20 protein-coding genes and 2 pseudogenes are annotated in these 20,639 nt (G+C 38.7%); 5 read left to right on the forward strand and 17 right to left on the reverse strand.

Translation table 11 applies throughout. The features are described from left to right. Nucleotides 1-18: 18 nt before the first annotated feature. Nucleotides 19-312, reverse strand: a pseudogene (locus ACGF63_RS16960) (hypothetical protein); the annotation flags it as partial. Between the two features lie 180 nt (nt 313-492). Beyond that, entirely contained in the window at nt 493-1,026 is a 534-nt protein-coding gene (locus ACGF63_RS16965; protein WP_387632205.1) for a transcription termination/antitermination NusG family protein, read from the reverse strand. A gap of 243 nt (nt 1,027-1,269) precedes the next feature. Between ACGF63_RS16965 and ACGF63_RS16970 the strand changes: the two genes are divergently transcribed. The 3 genes and pseudogenes from ACGF63_RS16970 (at nt 1,270) to queF (ending at nt 3,434) form a co-directional block, all read left to right on the forward strand. Further along, nucleotides 1,270-1,860, forward strand: coding sequence for a helix-turn-helix transcriptional regulator (locus ACGF63_RS16970; protein WP_051477073.1), 591 nt, complete (start codon nt 1,270-1,272; stop codon nt 1,858-1,860). Next, nucleotides 1,847-2,686 carry a queuosine precursor transporter gene (locus ACGF63_RS16975; RefSeq protein WP_152962467.1) on the forward strand — a complete coding sequence of 280 codons (840 nt, stop codon included), beginning with the start codon at nt 1,847-1,849 and terminating at the stop codon, nt 2,684-2,686. The genes ACGF63_RS16970 and ACGF63_RS16975 overlap by 14 nt, the downstream gene beginning before the upstream one ends. An 11-nt stretch (nt 2,687-2,697) precedes the next feature. Then, a pseudogene (queF, locus tag ACGF63_RS16980) lies at nt 2,698-3,434 on the forward strand (NADPH-dependent 7-cyano-7-deazaguanine reductase QueF). Between the two features lie 183 nt (nt 3,435-3,617). Here queF and ACGF63_RS16985 read toward each other — a convergent pair. Then, nucleotides 3,618-4,985 carry a sodium:alanine symporter family protein gene (locus ACGF63_RS16985; protein ID WP_036842675.1) on the reverse strand — a complete coding sequence of 456 codons (1,368 nt, stop codon included), beginning with the start codon at nt 4,983-4,985 and terminating at the stop codon, nt 3,618-3,620. A 612-nt stretch (nt 4,986-5,597) separates the two neighbouring features. Between ACGF63_RS16985 and ACGF63_RS16990 the strand changes: the two genes are divergently transcribed. Next, the gene (locus ACGF63_RS16990) at nt 5,598-7,187 is read left to right on the forward strand and encodes an FGGY-family carbohydrate kinase (RefSeq protein WP_036843460.1); all 1,590 of its coding nucleotides are present in this window, start codon (nt 5,598-5,600) and stop codon (nt 7,185-7,187) included. Nucleotides 7,188-7,262: 75 nt separating this feature from the next. On the opposite strand, the gene ACGF63_RS16995 is transcribed toward ACGF63_RS16990, so the two are convergent. The 3 genes from ACGF63_RS16995 to ACGF63_RS17005 all read right to left on the reverse strand — a co-directional run bounded on the left by ACGF63_RS16995 (nt 7,263) and on the right by ACGF63_RS17005 (nt 11,049). Next, nucleotides 7,263-9,404: a polysaccharide biosynthesis tyrosine autokinase gene (locus ACGF63_RS16995; protein WP_036842673.1), complete on the reverse strand. Its 2,142-nt coding sequence runs from the start codon at nt 9,402-9,404 to the stop codon at nt 7,263-7,265. 71 nt (nt 9,405-9,475) lie between these two features. Then, complete coding sequence (locus tag ACGF63_RS17000; RefSeq protein WP_036842672.1) at nt 9,476-9,904, reverse strand: protein-tyrosine-phosphatase; 429 nt, start codon at nt 9,902-9,904, stop codon at nt 9,476-9,478. Further along, nucleotides 9,904-11,049: a polysaccharide export protein gene (locus ACGF63_RS17005; RefSeq protein ID WP_152962468.1), complete on the reverse strand. Its 1,146-nt coding sequence runs from the start codon at nt 11,047-11,049 to the stop codon at nt 9,904-9,906. The genes ACGF63_RS17000 and ACGF63_RS17005 overlap by 1 nt, the downstream gene beginning before the upstream one ends. Before the next feature lie 551 nt (nt 11,050-11,600). On the opposite strand from ACGF63_RS17005, the gene ACGF63_RS17010 reads away from it, so the two are divergent. After that, on the forward strand, nt 11,601-11,996 hold the full coding sequence (locus ACGF63_RS17010; protein ID WP_036842668.1) for a VOC family protein: 396 nt from the start codon (nt 11,601-11,603) through the stop codon (nt 11,994-11,996). A gap of 76 nt (nt 11,997-12,072) precedes the next feature. Here the strand turns inward: ACGF63_RS17010 and ACGF63_RS17015 are convergent, their stop codons facing one another. From ACGF63_RS17015 to ACGF63_RS17065, 11 genes are all read right to left on the reverse strand, one after another. Continuing rightward, on the reverse strand, nt 12,073-12,525 hold the full coding sequence (locus ACGF63_RS17015) for a lysis protein (RefSeq protein ID WP_239002356.1): 453 nt from the start codon (nt 12,523-12,525) through the stop codon (nt 12,073-12,075). 6 nt (nt 12,526-12,531) lie between these two features. Further along, nucleotides 12,532-12,933, reverse strand: a complete 402-nt coding sequence (locus ACGF63_RS17020; protein WP_036842665.1) for a structural protein — start codon at nt 12,931-12,933, stop codon at nt 12,532-12,534. Nucleotides 12,934-12,945: 12 nt separating this feature from the next. Beyond that, complete coding sequence (locus ACGF63_RS17025) at nt 12,946-13,269, reverse strand: phage holin, lambda family (RefSeq protein ID WP_021323761.1); 324 nt, start codon at nt 13,267-13,269, stop codon at nt 12,946-12,948. A 361-nt stretch (nt 13,270-13,630) separates the two neighbouring features. Further along, nucleotides 13,631-14,431, reverse strand: coding sequence for an alpha/beta fold hydrolase (locus tag ACGF63_RS17030; protein ID WP_036842662.1), 801 nt, complete (start codon nt 14,429-14,431; stop codon nt 13,631-13,633). 234 nt (nt 14,432-14,665) lie between these two features. Continuing rightward, entirely contained in the window at nt 14,666-15,655 is a 990-nt protein-coding gene (locus ACGF63_RS17035) for a glycosyltransferase (RefSeq protein ID WP_387632214.1), read from the reverse strand. Between the two features lie 935 nt (nt 15,656-16,590). Further along, on the reverse strand, nt 16,591-16,980 hold the full coding sequence (locus ACGF63_RS17040; protein WP_387632217.1) for a YscW family type III secretion system pilotin: 390 nt from the start codon (nt 16,978-16,980) through the stop codon (nt 16,591-16,593). After that, the gene (locus ACGF63_RS17045; protein ID WP_036842655.1) at nt 16,977-17,210 is read right to left on the reverse strand and encodes a T3SS regulon translocated regulator ExsE family protein; all 234 of its coding nucleotides are present in this window, start codon (nt 17,208-17,210) and stop codon (nt 16,977-16,979) included. Before ACGF63_RS17045 ends, ACGF63_RS17040 begins: the two co-directional genes overlap by 4 nt. After that, complete coding sequence (locus tag ACGF63_RS17050) at nt 17,207-17,650, reverse strand: type III secretion system chaperone (protein WP_036842653.1); 444 nt, start codon at nt 17,648-17,650, stop codon at nt 17,207-17,209. Before ACGF63_RS17050 ends, ACGF63_RS17045 begins: the two co-directional genes overlap by 4 nt. A 406-nt stretch (nt 17,651-18,056) precedes the next feature. Then, entirely contained in the window at nt 18,057-18,941 is an 885-nt protein-coding gene (locus ACGF63_RS17055; RefSeq protein WP_152962471.1) for a YopD family type III secretion system translocon subunit, read from the reverse strand. An 11-nt stretch (nt 18,942-18,952) separates the two neighbouring features. Further along, nucleotides 18,953-20,149: a type III secretion system translocon subunit SctE gene (gene sctE, locus ACGF63_RS17060; RefSeq protein WP_387632221.1), complete on the reverse strand. Its 1,197-nt coding sequence runs from the start codon at nt 20,147-20,149 to the stop codon at nt 18,953-18,955. Continuing rightward, nucleotides 20,130-20,639, reverse strand: a complete 510-nt coding sequence (locus tag ACGF63_RS17065; protein ID WP_132352488.1) for a SycD/LcrH family type III secretion system chaperone — start codon at nt 20,637-20,639, stop codon at nt 20,130-20,132. The genes sctE and ACGF63_RS17065 overlap by 20 nt, the downstream gene beginning before the upstream one ends.

Here is a 20,639-nt window from a genome sequence, read left to right on the forward strand (position 1 = left end):
CAATTAAAATTATTGACTCGACAGTATTATTCCGATCTGCTTTCTTTTATATTTCTGTAAAAAAAGGAAAATAATATCCCACTCACGTTCAGTAAAAATACCTATCGGTGGTTGGAATAAAATGGATGAGGGGAGTTCATCATCATAAAGCCCCTCAAAATCAAATGAGTCTGAGAAATTCTTGAGAGATTTTAATGCTAAGTTACCATAAATGAAACATGAATTTTTGTCTTTGACTCCCCATGGATCATTATTTATTCCCATGGTATTGACTATTTGCGATGAAATAGTTACCTGATTAATATCTTTCATAAAAAAATCCTATTGTACAGTTATGTTAGTGATAAATTTATAATCCCTACTACCAATAGTAACAAACCTTTCAGGAACATAACGATCATTTCAAGTTGTTCCCTTATCTTCGGTGGAAGATAAACTAAACTGACTAGTCTATTTCTTGCTATTTTTGACATATCACGCATAAGCATCTCCTTACATAAGTCTCAGGTCATAAAGCCTAGTGTGTTGTTCACTAATACCAATAAGATCAAACAGAGCCATTAAGCGTAGATGTCCATCAGGTATTTCTATTACCTTTCTGATTTCCCTTTTTAATTTTCCTGCTAGAACCGAACTAAGAAGGTGGATGTTCTCTGACAAAATATCGGGAGGGTTCCTGAACTCGAGGCATTTATTATTTGCGCTTAACATCTCTGGGCGGCAAAGTTTAAGTTCAGCAATAATGCTTTCAGGTACTTTACAAGGATAACTCCCGAATCGGACAAAGCCAATGGCACCATCAATCGCCGATATCTTTGTTGTATGGATATCTTCAGGATTAAAAAAAACAAACATATAGCAAGGGAACAAAGCTTTGGGTTTTGCCCTACGCAATGACTTGCGATCTGGGCGAGGAACAAAGCATTCTCTGACGGGCATATAACATTTCACTCCCTCTCGAGAGAGCGTATTCATTATTGAAGGGGAACGGCGTTCATGATGATAGAGAATATACCACGATTTCATATAGTTACCCAGATTTAACTTGTAGACCAGGCAACTCCTCCGCCCAACTCGTACCAGTCGGGAGTTGTCTGACGTTACATTGAAAAATTGAAATAAAGAAAAATAATTATCGATGAAAATCGTACCAGATTAAGACACAAAAAAACACACAAACTGTCCTTTTTAATGAATTCTTTTGATTTTAAAATAATTTCTTAATAGAATAGAATTGCCGGATTGCCAAAACTCATTAGAGAATGAAAAATGTCCTTACCTGTAAAAAAAACAAAAGATAATATAGTCAAAAATATTAACTACTTAATAAAAAGCAGAGAAGAGTCCAAATTATCTTTCTCAGAAAAGTCAGGTGTAACAAGATCCACTGTGTATAAGATTCTTGATGGCAAGATAAAAAACATACAGAAAGGCACTGTAGAAAAAGTTGCTAATTTCTTTGGCGTTTCTGTAAAACTATTGGAAGAATACGACATTGCTTCCATCGAAGAATCAGAAAATAATCCTGACGGAAACATCAACCCTATAAGCGTACCCATCATAAAAGAAAGCCAACTTTATAAAAAGTTTTCAAGAAAAATTAGCCAATTAATCGTTGAGTGCGATAATACATACTGTTACACACATGAAAGGAACATCATTTGCATCAAGCTAGAATCAGATAAAAAACCATATTATCTTAGTGGCGAGATGTTATTTATTCGCCGTTTTTTTAAGGGTAGTGATGATGAATTGCTCGTAACAATTAGGGATAAAAATATTGAGATTAAAGGTGAAATAATCCCTGAAGACTTGTTGATTGGTTATATTATTGAGGAAAGGACTGATGAGAAAATTTAAGTTAATGGGATTTAAACGGGGAAAGTGTATAAAGGCAATAATATTAGTTACTACAACAGGGAAAACATTCACGTCTCCCTTGGATAAAATTGTAGAAAGCGACATAATTGAAAATCTTTCTCACAGGGAAAATAAGGAGATATACAGAAAGCTATACTCGAGCGGAACAACAAAATCATATTATGAATTTGAGGAGAGAAACGAAAGGAACTGGTTTTCATATATTTACCTTTGCATCTTTTTATCGGTGTTATATCTATCATCTAATATTATTGGTATAAAACCAGCCCATGTATTTGGATTAACAGTTCCTGCCGCCATATTCATTTATCCATTAACATATATAATTTCAGATATACTTAACGAATTTTATGGATTACGTTTTGCAAGAAAAGCTATTAATTCTGCTTTTCTGAATAACCTTACATTTTGTTTTCTGCTTTACCTAAGTACGAAAATACCGGCACTGGATAATTGGGAATTTTCTTCCAGTTTTAACAGTATTGTGTTCGATATGATCGGTGTTTTGTTTGCCTCATCTGTATCATACATAGTTTCTGAACACACAAATGCTTATCTTCTTTACCGGCTAAAATTATTGACAAAGGCAAGATTCCTCCCATTCAGGGTAATAACCAGCACGATCATATCATCCTTTGTTGATAGTTTTATATTTATAAACTTGGCCTTCCACCACCTGGAGCAGCATATGATATGGAGTATGATTGGAGGTCAGCTTCTTATTAAACTCATTTATGCCATTATTGGCATCGTACCTATATACATGTTCAGATATCTATTTAACAAATTTATTTACCAGAAATAAAAGGAGCTAAAATGAGCAATTCCCATTTCACTATTTCAGAATTATCACTTGGTAAAGATACAACTTATCCAGAAAAGTACTCACCAGACTTACTTCATGGTGTCCCCAGATCTCTCGGGAGATCATCCTTATCAATTAAGGATGCACCTGAGTAAAAATCTTATAGAATCAAAAAGCTTCAAGCTCTATTTGAACAGCCTGAATCAGACAAATTTTGAAAGCTGGGACGATGTGCATAATACCATAGTTAACGATCTCGAAAATTGCGCTTCTGGAAGCGTAACACTAGAACTCTATCCTGTCACTGACATCAGTGTTCAACAGGCTGGAAACTTTGAAGGGGTATGCATTGATGAACCGGATATAAATATCGCTGATTTTAAATTCAGTAATGCTTACCTAAACAATGCAGTAGATAATGAGTATACAGAAGAAACGCTTGTCAGCCATTTGCTAAAATCGAACTGCCTCATCACAAATCAACCTGATTGGGGATCGGTTCAGATTCACTATCAGGGGACGTCGTATCAATAGAGAAGCACTTCTTAGATATTTAGTATCATTCAGACAGCACAATGAGTTCCATGAGCAATGTGTGGAACGTGTTTTTAATGATCTGAACTATTTCTGTAAACCAGAATATCTTGCGGTTTATGCTCGTTACACTCGCAGAGGAGGCCTGGATATTAATCCTTGGCGTAGCAATACACCTTTTAAACCCTCCCATTTCCGACTAGCAAGACAATAATTAGTATGCGGCAACCCTTTACCCTTTTAAGGGATTGCAGATTTCAGGCGGAAAGGTCTGAGGGGCGTTCTTAACATGACGGCCAGATCCGTTTAGTGAACGGAGCTTAATTGAAACAAAATGCCGGATAAAAAACCAGCACTTTGTCAGTCATCTGAGTCTTCCAATCTGGAAGGCTTTTATTCAAAGTTTTACTTTAATATCAACGCTATCTGCATTCACATCTTTAATATGTTCTTTTGTCAGCCGGTAAACAACCGGGCTTAACAGTGCTATTGCAATCAGGTTCGGGATTGCCATCATTGCATTTAATGTATCGGCCAGTAACCAAACGAAATCCAACGATTGAGTCGCACCGACCATTAAAGCAATAATCCATACCACACGGAAAGGTGTAATGGCTTTTTGCCCAAATAGATACTGAATACATTTTTCACCGTAAAAACTCCAGCCAAGAATCGTAGTAAAGGCAAAGATTATCAAAGCGCCTGCGACAATATAATTTCCGCCAGGAACCGCCGCAGAGAACGAGGCCGCTGTCAGTGTCGCACCAGTCTGACCGGTTAACCAGCCACCCGTAATGACGATAGTAAAGCCAGTGATAGAACAAACAATAATGGTGTCAATGAAAGTCCCGAGCATAGCAATCAACCCCTGACGAACCGGGTTTTGGGTTTTTGCTGTTGCATGAGCAATCGGCGCACTTCCCAGCCCCGCTTCGTTAGAGAAAATCCCCCGGGCCACACCAAAACGAATTGCCGCCCATACGGCCGCACCCGCAAAGCCACCTTGCGCTGCAACAGGTGTAAATGCAGATTTAACAATCAGAACAAACGCAGCAGGAATTTCACTGAAATTCACGCCCAGAACAATGATCCCGGCAGCTAAGTAGGCAACCGTCATAAATGGCACTAATTTACCTGCCACATCAGCAATACGTTTAATACCACCGATAAGTACTGCACCAACCAAAATCGCCAGTACTATGGCGGTAACCATGGTAGAAACACCGAAGTTACTTTGCATTACATCAGCAACAGAATTCGCTTGTACGGTATTACCGATCCCGAAACAAGCAATACTGCCAAATACCGCGAACAGCGTTCCCAACCAGGCCCACTTTTTACCCAGACCATTCTTTATGTAATACATAGGGCCACCAACATAGTGACCATTTTTATCAACCTCACGGAAACGGACCGCCAGTACAGCCTCTGAATATTTGGTCGCCATACCGACTAATGCGGTTATCCACATCCAAAACAGGGCGCCCGGTCCACCCAATACAACCGCAGTAGCCACACCGGCAATATTACCTGTACCAATGGTGGCGGAAAGCGCAGTCATCAGTGCGTTAAACGGCGATATCTGCCCTTCTCCCCGCTGATGATTACGCTCAAACAGTAATTTAAAACCCGTTCCCAGTTTACGTATAGGCAGAAAAGAGAGACGGATCTGCATGAAGATCCCAACCCCCAAAAGACCGACCATCATCGGTATTCCCAATACGACCCCGTTAATAGCACTTAACCATTCTGTGATTAATTCCATAGATTCCCTCTGATATTTCATAACAAAATAACAACATGTGAGCATCAATTAAATAAAGAATATTTACAGAAAATATGCGAGAAAAAATTTCGTAAAAAGGGAAAAAGATCTAATACTTGTGAGTGATATCACTTGATAGAATTTTAAGATAAAACGCCAAAAATTTGTTATACCAAATCCATCACGAAATTCTTACATCTGAACTAATCTCTCTTGAATTCGAATCACTTACTACTTGATTTAACTCTTTTAACCAATTGAAATAAATATTAATTTTATACTTCATTTTTTATGTTAATTAATGAGTTTATTAGTTTTTTTTAAAAGAAATAAGTCAAATAAATAACAGTTCAGTAGAAATTATCAATGATTTTTATGAAAAACCGCTTTCTCTACCTACTGTGTTTTCTTTCTTAAATAAGAGATTACTTGAAATAGATCTATTACACCTATCAGAAAAGCAATAGAAAAATATGTGTAATATTTTTTTATCATCATAAAACTAGCGAATCTTTATCGAGTCGCTTCACAATAATTGAATAACCTCATTGTGTTATTGCTCTGTTCAACTCATTTTGTCGACTTAAGTTAACAAATAGAGGAGATCGCATGATGGAACAACAATATTTCATTGGTGTTGATGCTGGTTCAGCCAGTGTCCGTGCTGCAGTTTTTGATCAACACGGCAAACGACATGCATTCTCTGTTCGCCCTATTCAGCAATTTCATCCAAAAGTTGATTTTGTTGAACAATCTTCCACGAATATCTGGGCACAAGTATGTGCAACAGTAAAAGAAGTTGTCACATTAGCGAATATTAATCCCATTGAGGTCAAATCAATCGGCTTCGATGCTACCTGCTCACTCGTCGCTGTAGCGGCTAAAGGGCGACCACTCTCTGTAGCTGAAAATGGCAATCCTGAACACGATATCATCATGTGGATGGATCATCGTGCCATCAAAGAAACCATCACGATAAATCAGACCAATGATCCAGCACTATGCTATGCGGGTGGTGAAGTCAGCCCTGAAATGGAGCTACCGAAAATATTGTGGCTAAAGAACCATTTCCCTCAGCGTTATCAGGATGTATGGCGTTTCTTTGATTTAGCCGATTTTTTAGTGTGGAAAGCCACTGCCGCTGATGTGGTCAGTACCTGTACTCTTACCTGCAAATGGAACTATCTGGCTCATCAAAAACAGTTCAGCGAAAAACTACTTCATGAGATGGGTTTAGATGATTTAACCGATAAGGTTCCATCTACCATTCTTGAGCTTGGCGAGAAAGCCGGTTACCTGACCGCTGAAGTAGCTAAAGATTTTGGACTACACACAGGGGTTGTTGTCGCCGGTGGTATTATTGATGCACATGCGGGTGGTTTGGCCCTAGCCGGCGCATATCCAGAAGGCTGCCTGGTCATTATCGGCGGTACCTCAAACTGTCACATGATTGTCAGCTCTTATCCTGTCATGGTTCCGGGTGTCTGGGGTCCTTATTTCGGTGCCATGCTACCCGGTTACTGGCTCAACGAAGGTGGGCAAAGCGCCGCTGGTGCATTAGTTGAGTGGTCAATTCGTCAGCATAACAGCTGGCAGGAGTTGGAAACAGAAGCTAAGGCATCGGGTCATCAATACTACCAGTTACTGAATGAAGCCATTGCGCGGTTAGAAAAACAAGAAAAATACCCAACTGTTCATTTACATATTTTAGCTGACCATCACGGCAACCGTTCACCAAGAGCAAATCCTAACGCCAAGGGAATGGTAAGTGGGCTCACGCTGGAAAATGGTCGTGATGCTCTGGCCCGCTATTACCTGGCAACCCTGCAATCTATCGCTTATGGCACTCGTCACATTATTGATGCATTAGTAGAAGCCGGACACCAGATAAACAGATTAGCTATATGTGGTGGCGCAACTAAAAACCCATTATGGCTACGTGAATACGCCAACGTCACCGGACGTGAAATTCATCTGCCTCAGGAAGAGGACGCAGTCAATCTTGGTTCTGCTTTGCTTGGCGCTGTTGCCTGCGGTTTTTTTGCAGACTTCACTCAGGCAGCAAAATCGATGGTACGTGACGGCAATATTATCAAACCGGAAAAAGAGACATTTTTATTCCATCAGGCTAAATATCAAGTCTATCTGCAAATGTACCATGACCAGCAACAATATAACGAAATCATGCAAGCCTGCGGTTAATTTTGAATAAGAAAAACCAGAATATAGTAAGATTTGATTGATAAAATTTCTCCGGCCTAAAGCCGGAGAAAAAGGTCAATCCTTATAACTGTATTGATAATGTCCACCATAATAGAGACTGGAGTTTTTCTCTACCGCATTTAGCAACACACCTTTAATATGAGTGCCATTTTGCTCAAATCGGCGAATAGCGACATCAACTTCTTTAACTCTCGTTTTATAATAACGGGCAATTAACAATGAAGTTCCTGCATATCTCCCAATAATCGCAGCATCGGTTACGGCTAAAATAGGTGGAGTATCTACCAAGACATAATCATAATGCTCTTCTGCCCAGGATAATAATTCCTTGAATCTATTATGCATAAGCAGCTCTGACGGATTAGGCGGAATATTGCCTCGACTGACAAAATCAAGCTCAGTAAGGTAGGTTCTGGTAATAACCTCTTTTAACTGATTCTGACCAGCCAAGTATTCAGAAAGCCCCAGAGATTGAGAACTTTCCAACACCTTATGCAAATGGCCTCTTCTCATATCTGCATCTATTAAAAGAACGCGTTTATTACCTAATGCCAATACCGCCGCAAGGTTCACCGAAATAAAAGATTTCCCCAATTCAGGCGCTGAACCAGAAAGAAGAATAACTTTGTTCGCGGATTCCATCATTGAAAAATGCAGGGTTGTTCTAAGACTCCGCAATGCTTCAATAGCCAAATCAGTAGGATCATGAATAGCTAATAACCGCAATTTCTGACGATGAGTTCTCTTTTTCTGTTGCTGTTCAAGTTTAGCCTGAGTCTCAGATAGTGGGATAGTTGCATAAACGGAAACCCCAATTTCTTCCAATTGCTCAGGGCTTTCAATTCCTTTACGGAACATTACTCTTAATAAAACGACTCCGATTGACAATATAAGCCCTAACATCGTCATAGCGGCAATGATCAGTGGCTTTTTCGGTTTTACCGCTGAACTTTCTACAACAGCTTCATCAATAATACGAACATTACCAACCGTCCCAGCTTTCAAAATGTTTAGTTCCTGCTGTTTATTGAGTAACTGCACATAAATTTCTTGCCCAACCTGAACATCCCGGGTTAAACGTAAAATTTCCTGCTGTGTTTTCGGTAACCGTTTGATTGACTGATTCAGCTCCTTTTTAGTCTCAGCCAACGTCTTCCGTTTATCAAGCAAAGCAACATAAGCAGGGTGTTGTTTAGTATACAATTGCTGTAACTCAGCTTCTTTGAAAGTCAACTCATTAAGCTGTTTCTCAATCTGGACCAATGTCTCCAGAGCTGATTTTGCTTCAAGTGATAAATCGACAGATTCATTAGCCTGACGATACTGATTAAGCAGCTCTTCAGAATTATTGAGCGCCATTTTAACTTTAGGCAAATGATTCTTTAAAAAACTAAGACTACTCTCAGCCTCTTCAGTTTTTCTTGTCACATTCTGTTGCAAATAATTTTTACTGACACTATCAAGTATCGATTTTATTCTTTTACGGTCATCACCTTCTATTTCAAGCGAGATAATGCCGGTATTATTTCCTTTCTCCGTTACCCGTAAAGCTTGTTGCAGCGAACGAATGGCATCCAACCGGGGCCGTTTAACCAATGTAAGACTTTGCCCTGGAGGGGCTAAGATATTTGAGATAAGCAAATTTATGCCATCAGCATCAAGTACCTTGTTCACTTGCCCGTGAAAAACCTGATCGTCAAACTCCAACTGATAATTTTCTGAATCATCAACATATATTTTTATAACTTTACCAATACGCTCTGATGATACCGTAAAATTTTTAATAACAATGTCAGGCTTAGGCATACCTCGAAGACGGGCAATTCCCTTGCCTATCACAGGAAAATAGTCGGCTGTAACCTGAATATCCAAATTCAAGTCCTTTACCGTCTTGCCTATTATCATTCGTGAAACTAATAGTTCCAGTTCTGCTGATGTATCTGACTGTCTTCCAGACAGCATATCCGTCATGTCCCCGACTAAAGATAGTGCGCTGCTTTTCTTTTCAACCTGCAATAAAGCATTCGCTTTGTATACAGGTGTCGCAATCAAGGAATAACCAAGACCAATAACCATGAATAAGAGAGTGATTCCGCCAATAGCCCAGCGATAGTCGAATAAGGCACTAAGAAGACGGCCTAAATCAATTTCATCACTATCCGTATGTGTGTGACTTGATTTATCTGATGTAGTCATAAAAAGCCTATAATTACTTTATTAAGAAGTAATGAAAAATAAAAAACCCAGAATCAAAAAATACTTATAAGTTATAATTTACCTAACCAACCATTAGCACTCTTAAATAACAATTGATATACATATTCATAAACCTCAATATCGGATTTATAAGGATCAGGAATCTCCATTTCACTTAACCAATGACCAAAAAGCATTGTTTTCCCTCTTGCCCCTAGGTTTATCCGGTTTACAGCCTCAATATGTTTTCTTTCCATAACCAGAATCAGGCTTGACTGCTGGCATAATTCACTGGTTAGCTGGCGTGCGGTATGCCCTTCCAAAGACAATCCATGTCTGGACGCAACCTTACTTGAGAGCTCATGTGCAGGTTTTCCTGTCAAAGCCGATATTCCCGCAGAATAAATCTCTTTCTGAGGAAATAGCTGCCGCAATAAACGCTCCCCTGTTGGAGATCGACAAAGATTACCCACACATACAATCAGAATAGAATTAAACATTAATTAGGCCACGTACGAATCCATCGGGTTGTTTCAGTCAGGTTGTTAATACTTGATATCGTTGGTGCCAACTGACTGATAACCCGATTCCAACGAACAATTGGCGCACTGGTAACATAAACAATATCATAAGGTTGTAAATTAAACTCAGTTCCCAAGATTAATGCTGTTGCATCCTTAGCATTGAGCTGATAGATATTAGCTATTTTTCCATTATTATCAGGCATATTGCGCAATGAACGGATAACAAAAATTCCACTCGCATCGCTTGATAATTGATCCATACCTTCAGCGTTACCCAATGCTTCTGTCAAGGTCATACCACTACGATCCATACGCAAAGTGCTCTGTTTTCTGACTTCTCCCATCACAAATACTTTCAAATCATCATTACGAGGAATATATAAGATATCGCCGGAATAGAGCAGACGATTTTGCTTCAGATCACCATTTTGCATTAAATCTTGCAGAGAAATAATTGTCTCCTTTCCCTTATGAGTCAAAATGACCCTTTTCCAGTCAGCATTTTCGGTCAAACCACCGGCATGGTTAATCGCATCAATAATAGTTAAAGGAACATTGGTGATAGGTTGTTGATCAGACTTGGCAACTTCGCCTGTTATATAGGCTTTTTGTGAACGAAACGCAGCAATATTTACATCAATCTGAGGAGATTCGATATATTTTGATAACTTCTCTGTAATCAGAGTACGCACTTGAGTGACCGTTTTCCCTTTCACATGAAGTTTGCCAATATATGGATAAAAAATCGTTCCGTCAGAATGAACCCAGTTACCCGTATCACTGGCACTACGATATTGCCCTGCTGGTATTGTCAATTCAGGATGATCCCAGACAGTAACCATAATGACATCACCCACACCAATACGGTATTCATATTGCTGTAATTCTTTATCTAACTCAGGATTAGGACGTGCAATAGCAGAGTTTACTCGTAAATTTTCAATTAACTGTGGTGTTACCGGATAAACATTTACCAAATTATTAATATCATAGTTACTATCATTACCATTGATTATTTCTTTATTATAAACAGGAAGACTACTCCCAGGAGCAACCGTACAACCACCTAATAACATAGAACAGGATGATGCCAGAACTATAATTAATTCCTTAATATTCATCAGAAATTTATCCTTAAAAAATAATAAACAAAAAAATACATCAATTAGTATTAATTATAATCTCCCTAAGAAAACCAGATTATAATATAATAAAATATAATATAATATAAAAATTTTGCTTAAGTATCACAAGCCTCTATGTTGCTGGTCATATCACTTTGTAAAAACAATAGAAATCAACTTAACACTTTTGAGGAATTCAAACTATTAAATAAATATAAATCAAACAAATAATATATTAATTAACTATTTAATTATGGAATGTATTTTATAAGGTATTATTGCAAACAGAAAGTAAGAACCACATCCCTCTGATGCAAGATGACAAGAACATTCATCAGAATTTATCGAAATTGAATACATGATTGAGATTACATTGGCGGAAAAAATACACACTAACTTGCATCAAGCGGGTGTTCACATAAGCGGATTTGTGATTTGAGCCTGTACTTTTCACGATTATCCACTACTATTATTGATTGTTTTATATTAGAGACAGAAAACCTGAAGGTTGAATATATTCCATAAAAATTTTATCAACTGGGACTATCATGCACAAATCAGCCATCCTAAGAATAGCCAGACCAACCGATAACTTAAATCAGGTTGCCGACATGTACTGCCAAGGTTTAGGGTTTATTATTTTAGGTCAATTCGAAAATCATGAAAACTTTGATGGCATCATATTAGGACATCCAGATCATCCCTGGCATCTCGAATTTACACATCATCATGGTACAACAGCAGGCAAAGCACCCACACAAGATAATTTACTGGCCTTCTATATATCAGACCATTCAGAGTGGTCACATCAAATATCGTTAATAGAAACCGCTGGTTTTATCACTGTTCCTTCTTACAATCCATACTGGGATGTTAATGGTAAAACATTTGAAGATATTGATGGTTATCGGGTTGTGTTACAAAACACAGTATCCCCTGTTTAACTTTAAGCATACTTGCCTGATAACCAACCCACACCTACCTTGTTTGACATTGTGAAATAACATGATCAAAACTCAGCTATTGACACTGAGTTTTGATATACTCCTGCAAATATTTAGTTTGCTTTTCGTTCTCAACAATCATTCTTCGGAGATCGAAATAATCTTGTTCAGCTGCCGGGTTAAATCGTGGGGCTCCTGCATCGCCCATGCTGCCGGAGGAACCGGCTTCGCTTTGATTACAGGTTGCCGCGATACGCAACCGGAGGCGGCCAGCGGCAACATCACCACGAAGAGCATCAATTTCAGATTTGGCATTAGCAAGTTCCTTTGTATATTGATTATCCAGTTCAGACAGGAGTTTTATCCTCTCCTGCTGACTGGCGATTTCATTCTGTTGCTCCAGCAACTCGCTCTGTAGCTGGACTGTCGTATCAAGCTGTTGGGTGTACTTACCGTAATAGTGATGCGCCACCAACGAGACAAGAACCAGTGCAACGAAGGTGTAACCGTGTGAGTTAAACTTCATCATATCGCCCTATAAAAGTGAAAAGGCTTTATCAATGACCGCGTTGTTATAGGGCTGACTACCATTCTCTACGGTAATAATGGCCTTAATGAGTTTGGTCATAAATACCTGATTAAACACATCAACAACTTGGTCGCAGGTAACATCGGTGTCTTTACACACACGATTAACATAACCCTCGGTATTATTCTCATTGGGGGGTGCCCAGCGTGAAATGATCCCCTTCACTGTTTTGAGACCATATTTTCTATTGTAATTATGTAAAATTTTAATCATTGCCCGAATACCATATTCAGGACCGACAAACTGACAAAAAGCGTTATCGGTACGCTGTGATTCAGGAACCAAACCTTGCCAATCATCACTCCAACGGATATTGCCGGGGTTATTATTTCGAATGCCTCTGCTCATCATTTACTCCTTTTACTTATTGCCTGTTTTGTTATTAACCACTTTTCTTAAGATCTGACCGAAATAGTCAGTTCCCAGATAACCAATAATGACACTGCCGATGTAAGCCAAATCCGTACTCATACCAAAGAAATCCAGCACATCACGAATAAACCAAGCAATCATGGCGCACATGATGGCATCCATAATTGTCGTCCAGAACTTACCTCCGTTATATCTACCCCTGAGATAAGCCATTGCAGCAGCCAGTGCCGCACCTATACCTTGCTCTTTGACTGACAGCAGCCATAACCATAGCTGCATCCAAATGTCAGGCTGTTTATCCATGTATTTCATCCTTTCCTCCCATTGATATAATGGGAATCCACAGGCTGCCGTGTAGCCTTAAATTTGAGTTAATAGGAATACTGCGAAATCAGTAGAATAAGAAAAGGCCACACATAGCGCAGCCTTAAATTTTGTAATGTGATTACTTACATTTAGTATAATTCCGTGCTCATCAACAAACACCGGATGTGTATCATTATGTGTCAGGAAGTGATAAAAATTAACAGATATATAACTTATTAGCGTATTAACCATTCCAACAAGATAATATCCCCCCTGATAACCATTATTGATTTTTTATAAAAACAAAATTTAAAATTTATTTTTTAATTTTCCGACATCGTATCCTTAAATTAAAAGGCAAGGCTTATTACTGTGCCTTTAATATAAAGTCTTTTAATACACGATAAACCGCTTCAGGTTGTTCAAGTATCCCTAAATGGGTCTTGGCATTTTCCAATCGCTTAACCTGGAAGAATGAGTGCTCGAAGGAAAATTTTTGCTGCTCAAGTAAATAATTATCACTTCTGTCCAAAGAATAAATATGAATACATTGATGCCCTCCGGAAAAAATTTTCAATCGTCCTAAGGGAGAGCCGTATCTACTATATGCTCCAACTATCGCCTTTCCGGCCGCCTCCCACACAGGGAAATCTATTTGTGACATTTCTTTAACTAAATGATCCATAACAATTTTATTATTTCCTCCCCCCAGCCAGAAATTAAATAAAGAATCTCTTGCTGAAATCCAATCTTCAGGATCTTGTATATCGCTAATTGACTGAAAAAATGCAGGATCAGGGTTAGTCATAATCCAATCAAGAAATACGAGTGTAGATACTCTCTCTGGCATTATCTCTGCTATATCGGCAGCAATCCAACTGGCATGAGCAACTGAGACCAGTATAAGCTGTTCTATATCTAATGAATTAATGAAAGAAACAACATCATTTAACAACATCTCTGGCGTTAATGGCAATGCAGATTGGGAGGATAACCCATGATTACGCCAATCCAAACTAATCACTCTGAAAGTTTCCTCAGCCAACGCTTCAAATGGAATAAAAACCGTTTTAGGCTCACACCATCCAGGAAGCAGTAGCAATGTTATTGGACCGACTCCATTGTCATTGTAATCTATTGTTATATTATTGCAGTGAAATTGACTCATAATCCTATCCTTAGTAAAGAGATTATAAATACTACGCTGGGTTTCTTTTTCAGTATCGTACGCAATTTACACATCACATGGTAACAAAAAATGAACAATGCTACACCAGTAATCAGTTAACCCATTAATCTTACAATCTTCACCGTCAGCGTTAAACGTTGAGTTATCTATTCCAATAAATTATGAAGCAACCAAGTAATTACATCAGAGAAATTTACATTCAGAACATCGTAGTCACCAATTAATGAATTTATTTAATAATAAGATTAAATTACAACGTATAACAAACCATACTTCATGGTAATTATGCGCACCAAATAATAAATCGCTCAAAGCAATTTGGCGAACAAAACGTTTCGCTAACAATTTTTTTAAAGCAGGATCTTGTATCTTTTTTCTATACAAAATAAAAAAACTTCCTACCTCCCTTATTGCATGACGATTAAGTGATCTTTTTAACGAATTTTTACATTTAATTCCTTTTGATATTTTAATAATTGAATCAACTACAGTAATATAACTGTCAGCTCGATGATATAATTTTTTAATTTCTTTTGATCGAGTTATTGATTTTGGATTATGTCGATAACAATACAATAGCTCCTCACAGAAGCCGATTCGATTCGCTATAAGTGACAAATTAATTGTCCATAAAATATCCTCATGGAGGGTATTTTCTATAAAATTCAATTGGTTATTTATAATCAATTCTTTTTTAACCAGTTGTAACCAAACAAAATGTGGCCATTCTCTACATTTAACACAATACTCTATCCATTCTTCACCCGTTAACACACTACCATAAGGCTGTCTACGTGTTATTCTTTTATTCTCTTGTGAGAATGGATCTTCTGTAAAACTCACGCCATTACCAATTAACACATCTAATCTTTGTTCAAGGGCTTGATCAAGCCATTTCCTTAATATTTGTGGTTTTAACCAATCATCACTATCAACAAATAAGATCCACTCACCTCTAGAATATTTTATGCCACAATTTCTAGCTATTGAGACACCACTATTTTCTTGATTGAAGATTCGTATTCTATTATCTCTTTTTTCATATTCCTTGATTACCGCTAAGCTATTATCAGTTGATCCATCATTAATAATAATGACCTCAAAATTAATATTTTCTTGCGAAGATATTGAATCTAGCAAATAGACTATATTATCTTCATCATTAAAAACAGGTATAATAATAGTAATGTCAAACTGAAACATCTATAATCCCTCTAATGTATTAATCGTTTTTAATAAAAACATTATTTTCATGATAAAAATGTGCCTTTTGCTCGTTGCTATTCATAAACCATACAATATTTTAAGAGCGATTTGTAGATCAAATTAAAAAATTTCACTAAAATAGTTAATAGTGAAGTATGAAAAGAAAAAAATAGAAAATTTACATGTTACTGCTTCATGTAACGATAGCCATAACAACTCAATTTTATTGAACCAATATAAATAAACTCGTAAATAAGACAGAATAAAGTTGCAATGATTAAACAGTCATATCTTTATCAGATAAATTTTATGATCCACATCTCTACCCACTATTAATGTCATTATCCTGGTATTTTAGCATGTCAATTTTGGGTAAGAATACCTTATTTTCAAAAATCGCCTTAATATGAATAAATACTCTGATATAAAAGAAGTAAAAACAATCACGCCTTTCGTTTGTAATATAAATATTAGGATAAGAATATAAAGAAAGTCATTGTATTAATTTGTAAAGAGCACCTAACAAATAATACCATTTATTAATCAACATTCCAGATATCGCAATACCAATTTTGGTAGATTTTTTATTTATCGATATTTTGATAAAAATATTAGTTTATTGAATTTTAAATAATTAAGATTGATATTAACTTCAAATAAGGATATTTAAAATGGCTTATGTTACATATTATTCTTATCCCATACATGACTAAATGGATTTAATAACATATTATCAGCGAGACTATTCAATCTTGAACATGAAATGTAAAAATATAAAGATAGCAATTCACACAGCGTATTACTGCATAGATATTTAATACTGAAAATTAATTAAATTATATATTAGATAATATAAACAAGAAAATATCCCATGAAATCATTCAATATAAGATAATGTAAATTAAACAGCCCAAGATATTGACTACTCAGGCTCATAGACACTCTGGATAACAAGGAAAAAGAGACAATTGCACTACAATTCTTTTTCCTGTCACGATTCGTTGTTGACTCTTTGCTTGTACCGCTCGTTTCCCATCCCAGCGCAGGCGGGTTCTTAAAAACAACTCATCATGGGAAAACTGTGGATTTAAACGCATAGAAAAAATGAGAGGTAACATATCCAGGCGATAATTCATCTCACCCACTATCAATACCTTTCCTTCAACAACAGTAAACAATGACAGCTCAATATTTGCTGTTCTGGGCAGAGAAACTGGCATGGTTACATCCCCCTCAATCAACGGTGATGCGTCATTCTTGATTACCTCACTGACACATCCGGTAATCAGCAAACACAGCAATGCCAGCCCTATTTTGATCATAACAAGCTGATTCTACGTTGTGATAACGGGGTATGCTGCCCATCCAACAAGCGCTGTAATGCCATCTCATGTTCAAGCTCTATTACAAGACCTCTACTCAATACCACAGAAAGCGGCTCATGAACATTTTGCGGTACATGCCCAGGTATAACCCGGCGACCACAACAAAGATTGTCATTCTCATGAGATACGTTTGTTAAATGAATAGGTAATGAATTATCAATTTTCATACTCTCATTCCCAGAGATTTACTCAGTTCAGAGTCGGTCGGAAGTTGAGCCTGCAATAACTCCTGCCAAAACTCGACATGATCCAACATACTCGAAAGGCTCTCCTCAAAAGCAGCTAGACTCAGCCGACTAGCTGACATTTGCCGATAAAGCTGTACCATCTGAGTTGATTCATCAAAACCAAAGTGAAGATCAAACTGATACCAATGACGATTAAAACTGGCTAACTGACGGAAAATTCCTTCCCCGACAGCAGTGATATCAGCAACATCTACCTGTAAAACGAGTTGGTCACGTTCAGGAATTAAGATCAAAGAGAGGTTAAGATGCTCATCAAAACAGAGAGCAGCCACACCTTCATGATTTAAAGCTAAGTGTGGCAAACCAAATTTGGCAGCAAATTCAGCCAAAACTTGGTTGATGATAACTATCACATCCATGGATTACTCCCGCAGAGAAGGAAATCAGGTAAACTTGAAGTTACCGCGCGGTTAAGCAAACGGGTTACTCCCGCAGAAAAGGGAGTTAGTTTACTACCATCATCTTTTATGCCTCTGTCACTCAAAGACAGTTCTTTTAATAAAAAAGTCACTCTGGTGATTGTAAACTGAGTACAAAATCATAGGTGAAGTGCTTTTTCTATAACGCATTCTGCTCTATAAAATGTCCTGCGAAGATGACTATTTCAAGTGAATACTGTCGTGAGATAGGTTCTCTTAGTCAGTTTAGTTTTATACTAACCTTGGTAAACCAAAGTTCTGATAAAGAAACCAAAGCGTTATTAACAAATTGAGCGCCCTTTTCTGGACGCTCATACTTACAATATCCGTTTATCGGCTACCAGGATTACACCACACCAGCCGCCGCACGCCATGCCTGATTATGGCTCTGAGAGAGTTGTTGCAACAACTGCAAGACATCTTTCATAAAGTTGTTATTCAATGATATCTGCTCTTCACTCTTTTGTTTTTCATGCTGGGCAACAGACGCATCGACTTCATGTTCCTTGGCTTTGGCCTGAGAAAGTCCTTGTTCTACCTGCACTGCGTTATTAGACATATCTCTTAAACCGTTCATCACCGAACTGGAGATCTGCTGCTTGCTGTTACGATTATCAAAAACCAGTGTAAGAGATTTCAGAGCATTCTTGTCAGCATCTTGCGCTGTATCCCATACTTTACCAATCGCTGCCCGATCCGTATCGCTACTCTTACCCAACTGTTGCATCTTGATGTCGATTAATTCGTTACGGCCAGCAATATTATTGTCCAGCGTCTTCTGCTGCTTAATCGACTGACTATTTTTAAAAGCAGAGAAGCCACCCATCAATGCTGAACCAAACGCCATTACACCTGAAACAACAGCCATAGCAATCGTCAACTTGGCACTATGACGCATCTCATCTACTTGTGACTTCTGAGCATCAATCGTTGCCTTGTTTTCGGTATCACGCTGCAAAATACCCAATTCACGCATCTTCCTAGCGATCTCAAAAAGCAACGACATCATATCCAATGTGCTAGTCAATTCTTGCTTAACATTACCTAACCGACTGAGATCAAGGCCCTGTCGTGGTGCAATCAAATCAACCTTATCCATACGCCCAGTTTTTTCCGACTGCTGGATCGCGGCTTCATGTGTTGTTGCGACAGAATTTTTATCAACCACAACATCAGTTGTGTTGCTGAAAGTGATCGCCTGAGAACCGTTAAAGCTATCAATAGTATTCATCTTTTTATTCCCTAAATTCCATGAGGTCGGCTGGCAAGATTGTTCATCATGTCACCCCTAGCATTGAGCATCTGAAAAACCATCTCCATTACATGTTGGAAAGATTCCACCATCTGGGACAGTTCCTCTTTAAGCTTATCCATAACAGCCTGGAATGCCGTCAATTCGCTACGTGAAAGTTGTACATCTGCTTGTCGATTAGCCGCTTTACTCTGGAACGCAAAATTGGCAGCTTGAGCACCACCATTAGCTAAATCAACAACCACATCACTCACCTGAATACCTACTTTCACACTACGAGACACAGTATTAGCTGCATTAGCCGCTGTACCGGCGACTTTTGCCGAAAGCTCTGCCGCCTTTACTGCCATCTTAGCCGTCACCTCAGCCACTTTAACGCCCATCTTAGCGCCCATTTTGGCTATCAAGCCAGCGGCTGAACCACCGAAACTGACTACCGCTGCTGCCACCGCCATCGTAACCTCAATCGCAGTTATTACTGGCCCCAGCCACTTCATGGTTTCCTTGCTGATTAAACCGTCCTGAGCCGCTTGTTGCAGCCCCTGAGACACCACACCCATTACCCCTCCGGCAATCAGCATAGCGCCTGCTACCGCACCAACCCCAGTAGCAACCATTATCGCCCCGACCACAATTGAGGCAATCGCACTGATCCAACCGAAGATTTTGGAAAACAACCCAGATTTTTGCGCCTCTTTAGCAGAATTTTCTGCTTCTTTGATCTTCTGCTGGTTCTCATCCATTTTCTGCAAGCTTTCCTGACGCGCCCGCTGGATATTCTGGATATTGAGCTTCGTTTGAGTACGCTCGATCTCACTGGTCAGTTTGCCCAGTTCAATTTCTAATTCCGCAAGTGAGGACATCGCCAAAGAGGCCAACCGCGAAGTTTCTTTCAACTCTGCTGTCAGCTTTGTTGTCAGCCCTGTTGCCAACAAAGCTCCTTGCGTAACCGATGCGACCAGACTAGCTATTTTCCCTTGTTGCTGAACATCAAGACGAGTATTACTCACTGCTAATGGTTCCGGCAATGATACCCCTCGTAACTTAGCTACATCAGACGATACGTTACCAGCCTGGCTAGGCGTAACGCGATAATCCTCTTTAGGAGGTGTAGCCACAGGGATATCATCAACCTGAAAACCGCCTCGCAATAGAGGAACTTGGTGTTCATTTGCTATCAGAGTCATCTTCCTGAGTCCTTTTTATTGTGATGGCTTCTAACATTGCGCTAGAACTGGCAGCCAAAGCAGCCTGTTCCGGCAAAGCTGCCGCAAGCTGTTGAGCCGAGTAGAAGCCACTCTCGGCCCCATCAAGCTCTCCTAATTGCAGGAGACATTCAGCAGCATGAAATGGAAAGCGAGGCTCATTAATATCAAGCATCGCTCCGTAGCTATAACTTTGAATCGCCTGCTCCAATTGTCCCATTGCCTGACGGCATGCCCCCAGCCCAAGAAAAAACCGGGAGTCATAATGATCCAACATGCATAAGGCCTGGAATATCTTATGCGCATCCTGCCATTTACCTGACTGGTACTGATTGAACGCTAATGAATAAAGCTGTTCCAGCGTATCACTGGAGACATCCTTCAACATGGCAAGGGTACCGCCGTCGTGAAGAAAGGACTCCAATTCTTGTGCGTACTGGTCAGAAGTGGTAGGTGTTTCTTGGTGCTCCAT

Origin of the sequence: Photorhabdus sp. RM322S (assembly GCF_042879395.1) — a bacterium.
GTDB classification, from domain to species: Bacteria; Pseudomonadota; Gammaproteobacteria; order Enterobacterales; family Enterobacteriaceae; genus Photorhabdus; species Photorhabdus khanii.

Excerpts from the sequence above, each read along its gene's own strand:
- ACGF63_RS16965 (WP_387632205.1), bottom strand. The coding sequence starts at position 1,026 with ATGAAATCGTGGTATATTCTCTATCATCATGAACGCCGTTCCCCTTCA.
- ACGF63_RS16970 (WP_051477073.1), top strand. The coding sequence starts at position 1,270 with ATGTCCTTACCTGTAAAAAAAACAAAAGATAATATAGTCAAAAATATT.
- ACGF63_RS16975 (WP_152962467.1), top strand. The coding sequence starts at position 1,847 with ATGAGAAAATTTAAGTTAATGGGATTTAAACGGGGAAAGTGTATAAAG.
- ACGF63_RS16985 (WP_036842675.1), bottom strand. The coding sequence starts at position 4,985 with ATGGAATTAATCACAGAATGGTTAAGTGCTATTAACGGGGTCGTATTG.
- ACGF63_RS16990 (WP_036843460.1), top strand. The coding sequence starts at position 5,598 with ATGGAACAACAATATTTCATTGGTGTTGATGCTGGTTCAGCCAGTGTC.
- ACGF63_RS16995 (WP_036842673.1), bottom strand. The coding sequence starts at position 9,404 with ATGACTACATCAGATAAATCAAGTCACACACATACGGATAGTGATGAA.
- ACGF63_RS17000 (WP_036842672.1), bottom strand. The coding sequence starts at position 9,904 with ATGTTTAATTCTATTCTGATTGTATGTGTGGGTAATCTTTGTCGATCT.
- ACGF63_RS17005 (WP_152962468.1), bottom strand. The coding sequence starts at position 11,049 with ATGAATATTAAGGAATTAATTATAGTTCTGGCATCATCCTGTTCTATG.
- ACGF63_RS17010 (WP_036842668.1), top strand. The coding sequence starts at position 11,601 with ATGCACAAATCAGCCATCCTAAGAATAGCCAGACCAACCGATAACTTA.
- ACGF63_RS17015 (WP_239002356.1), bottom strand. The coding sequence starts at position 12,525 with ATGATGAAGTTTAACTCACACGGTTACACCTTCGTTGCACTGGTTCTT.
- ACGF63_RS17020 (WP_036842665.1), bottom strand. The coding sequence starts at position 12,933 with ATGAGCAGAGGCATTCGAAATAATAACCCCGGCAATATCCGTTGGAGT.
- ACGF63_RS17025 (WP_021323761.1), bottom strand. The coding sequence starts at position 13,269 with ATGAAATACATGGATAAACAGCCTGACATTTGGATGCAGCTATGGTTA.
- ACGF63_RS17030 (WP_036842662.1), bottom strand. The coding sequence starts at position 14,431 with ATGAGTCAATTTCACTGCAATAATATAACAATAGATTACAATGACAAT.
- ACGF63_RS17035 (WP_387632214.1), bottom strand. The coding sequence starts at position 15,655 with ATGTTTCAGTTTGACATTACTATTATTATACCTGTTTTTAATGATGAA.
- ACGF63_RS17040 (WP_387632217.1), bottom strand. The coding sequence starts at position 16,980 with ATGATCAAAATAGGGCTGGCATTGCTGTGTTTGCTGATTACCGGATGT.
- ACGF63_RS17045 (WP_036842655.1), bottom strand. The coding sequence starts at position 17,210 with ATGAAAATTGATAATTCATTACCTATTCATTTAACAAACGTATCTCAT.
- ACGF63_RS17050 (WP_036842653.1), bottom strand. The coding sequence starts at position 17,650 with ATGGATGTGATAGTTATCATCAACCAAGTTTTGGCTGAATTTGCTGCC.
- ACGF63_RS17055 (WP_152962471.1), bottom strand. The coding sequence starts at position 18,941 with ATGAATACTATTGATAGCTTTAACGGTTCTCAGGCGATCACTTTCAGC.
- sctE (WP_387632221.1), bottom strand. The coding sequence starts at position 20,149 with ATGACTCTGATAGCAAATGAACACCAAGTTCCTCTATTGCGAGGCGGT.
- ACGF63_RS17065 (WP_132352488.1), bottom strand. The coding sequence starts at position 20,639 with ATGGAGCACCAAGAAACACCTACCACTTCTGACCAGTACGCACAAGAA.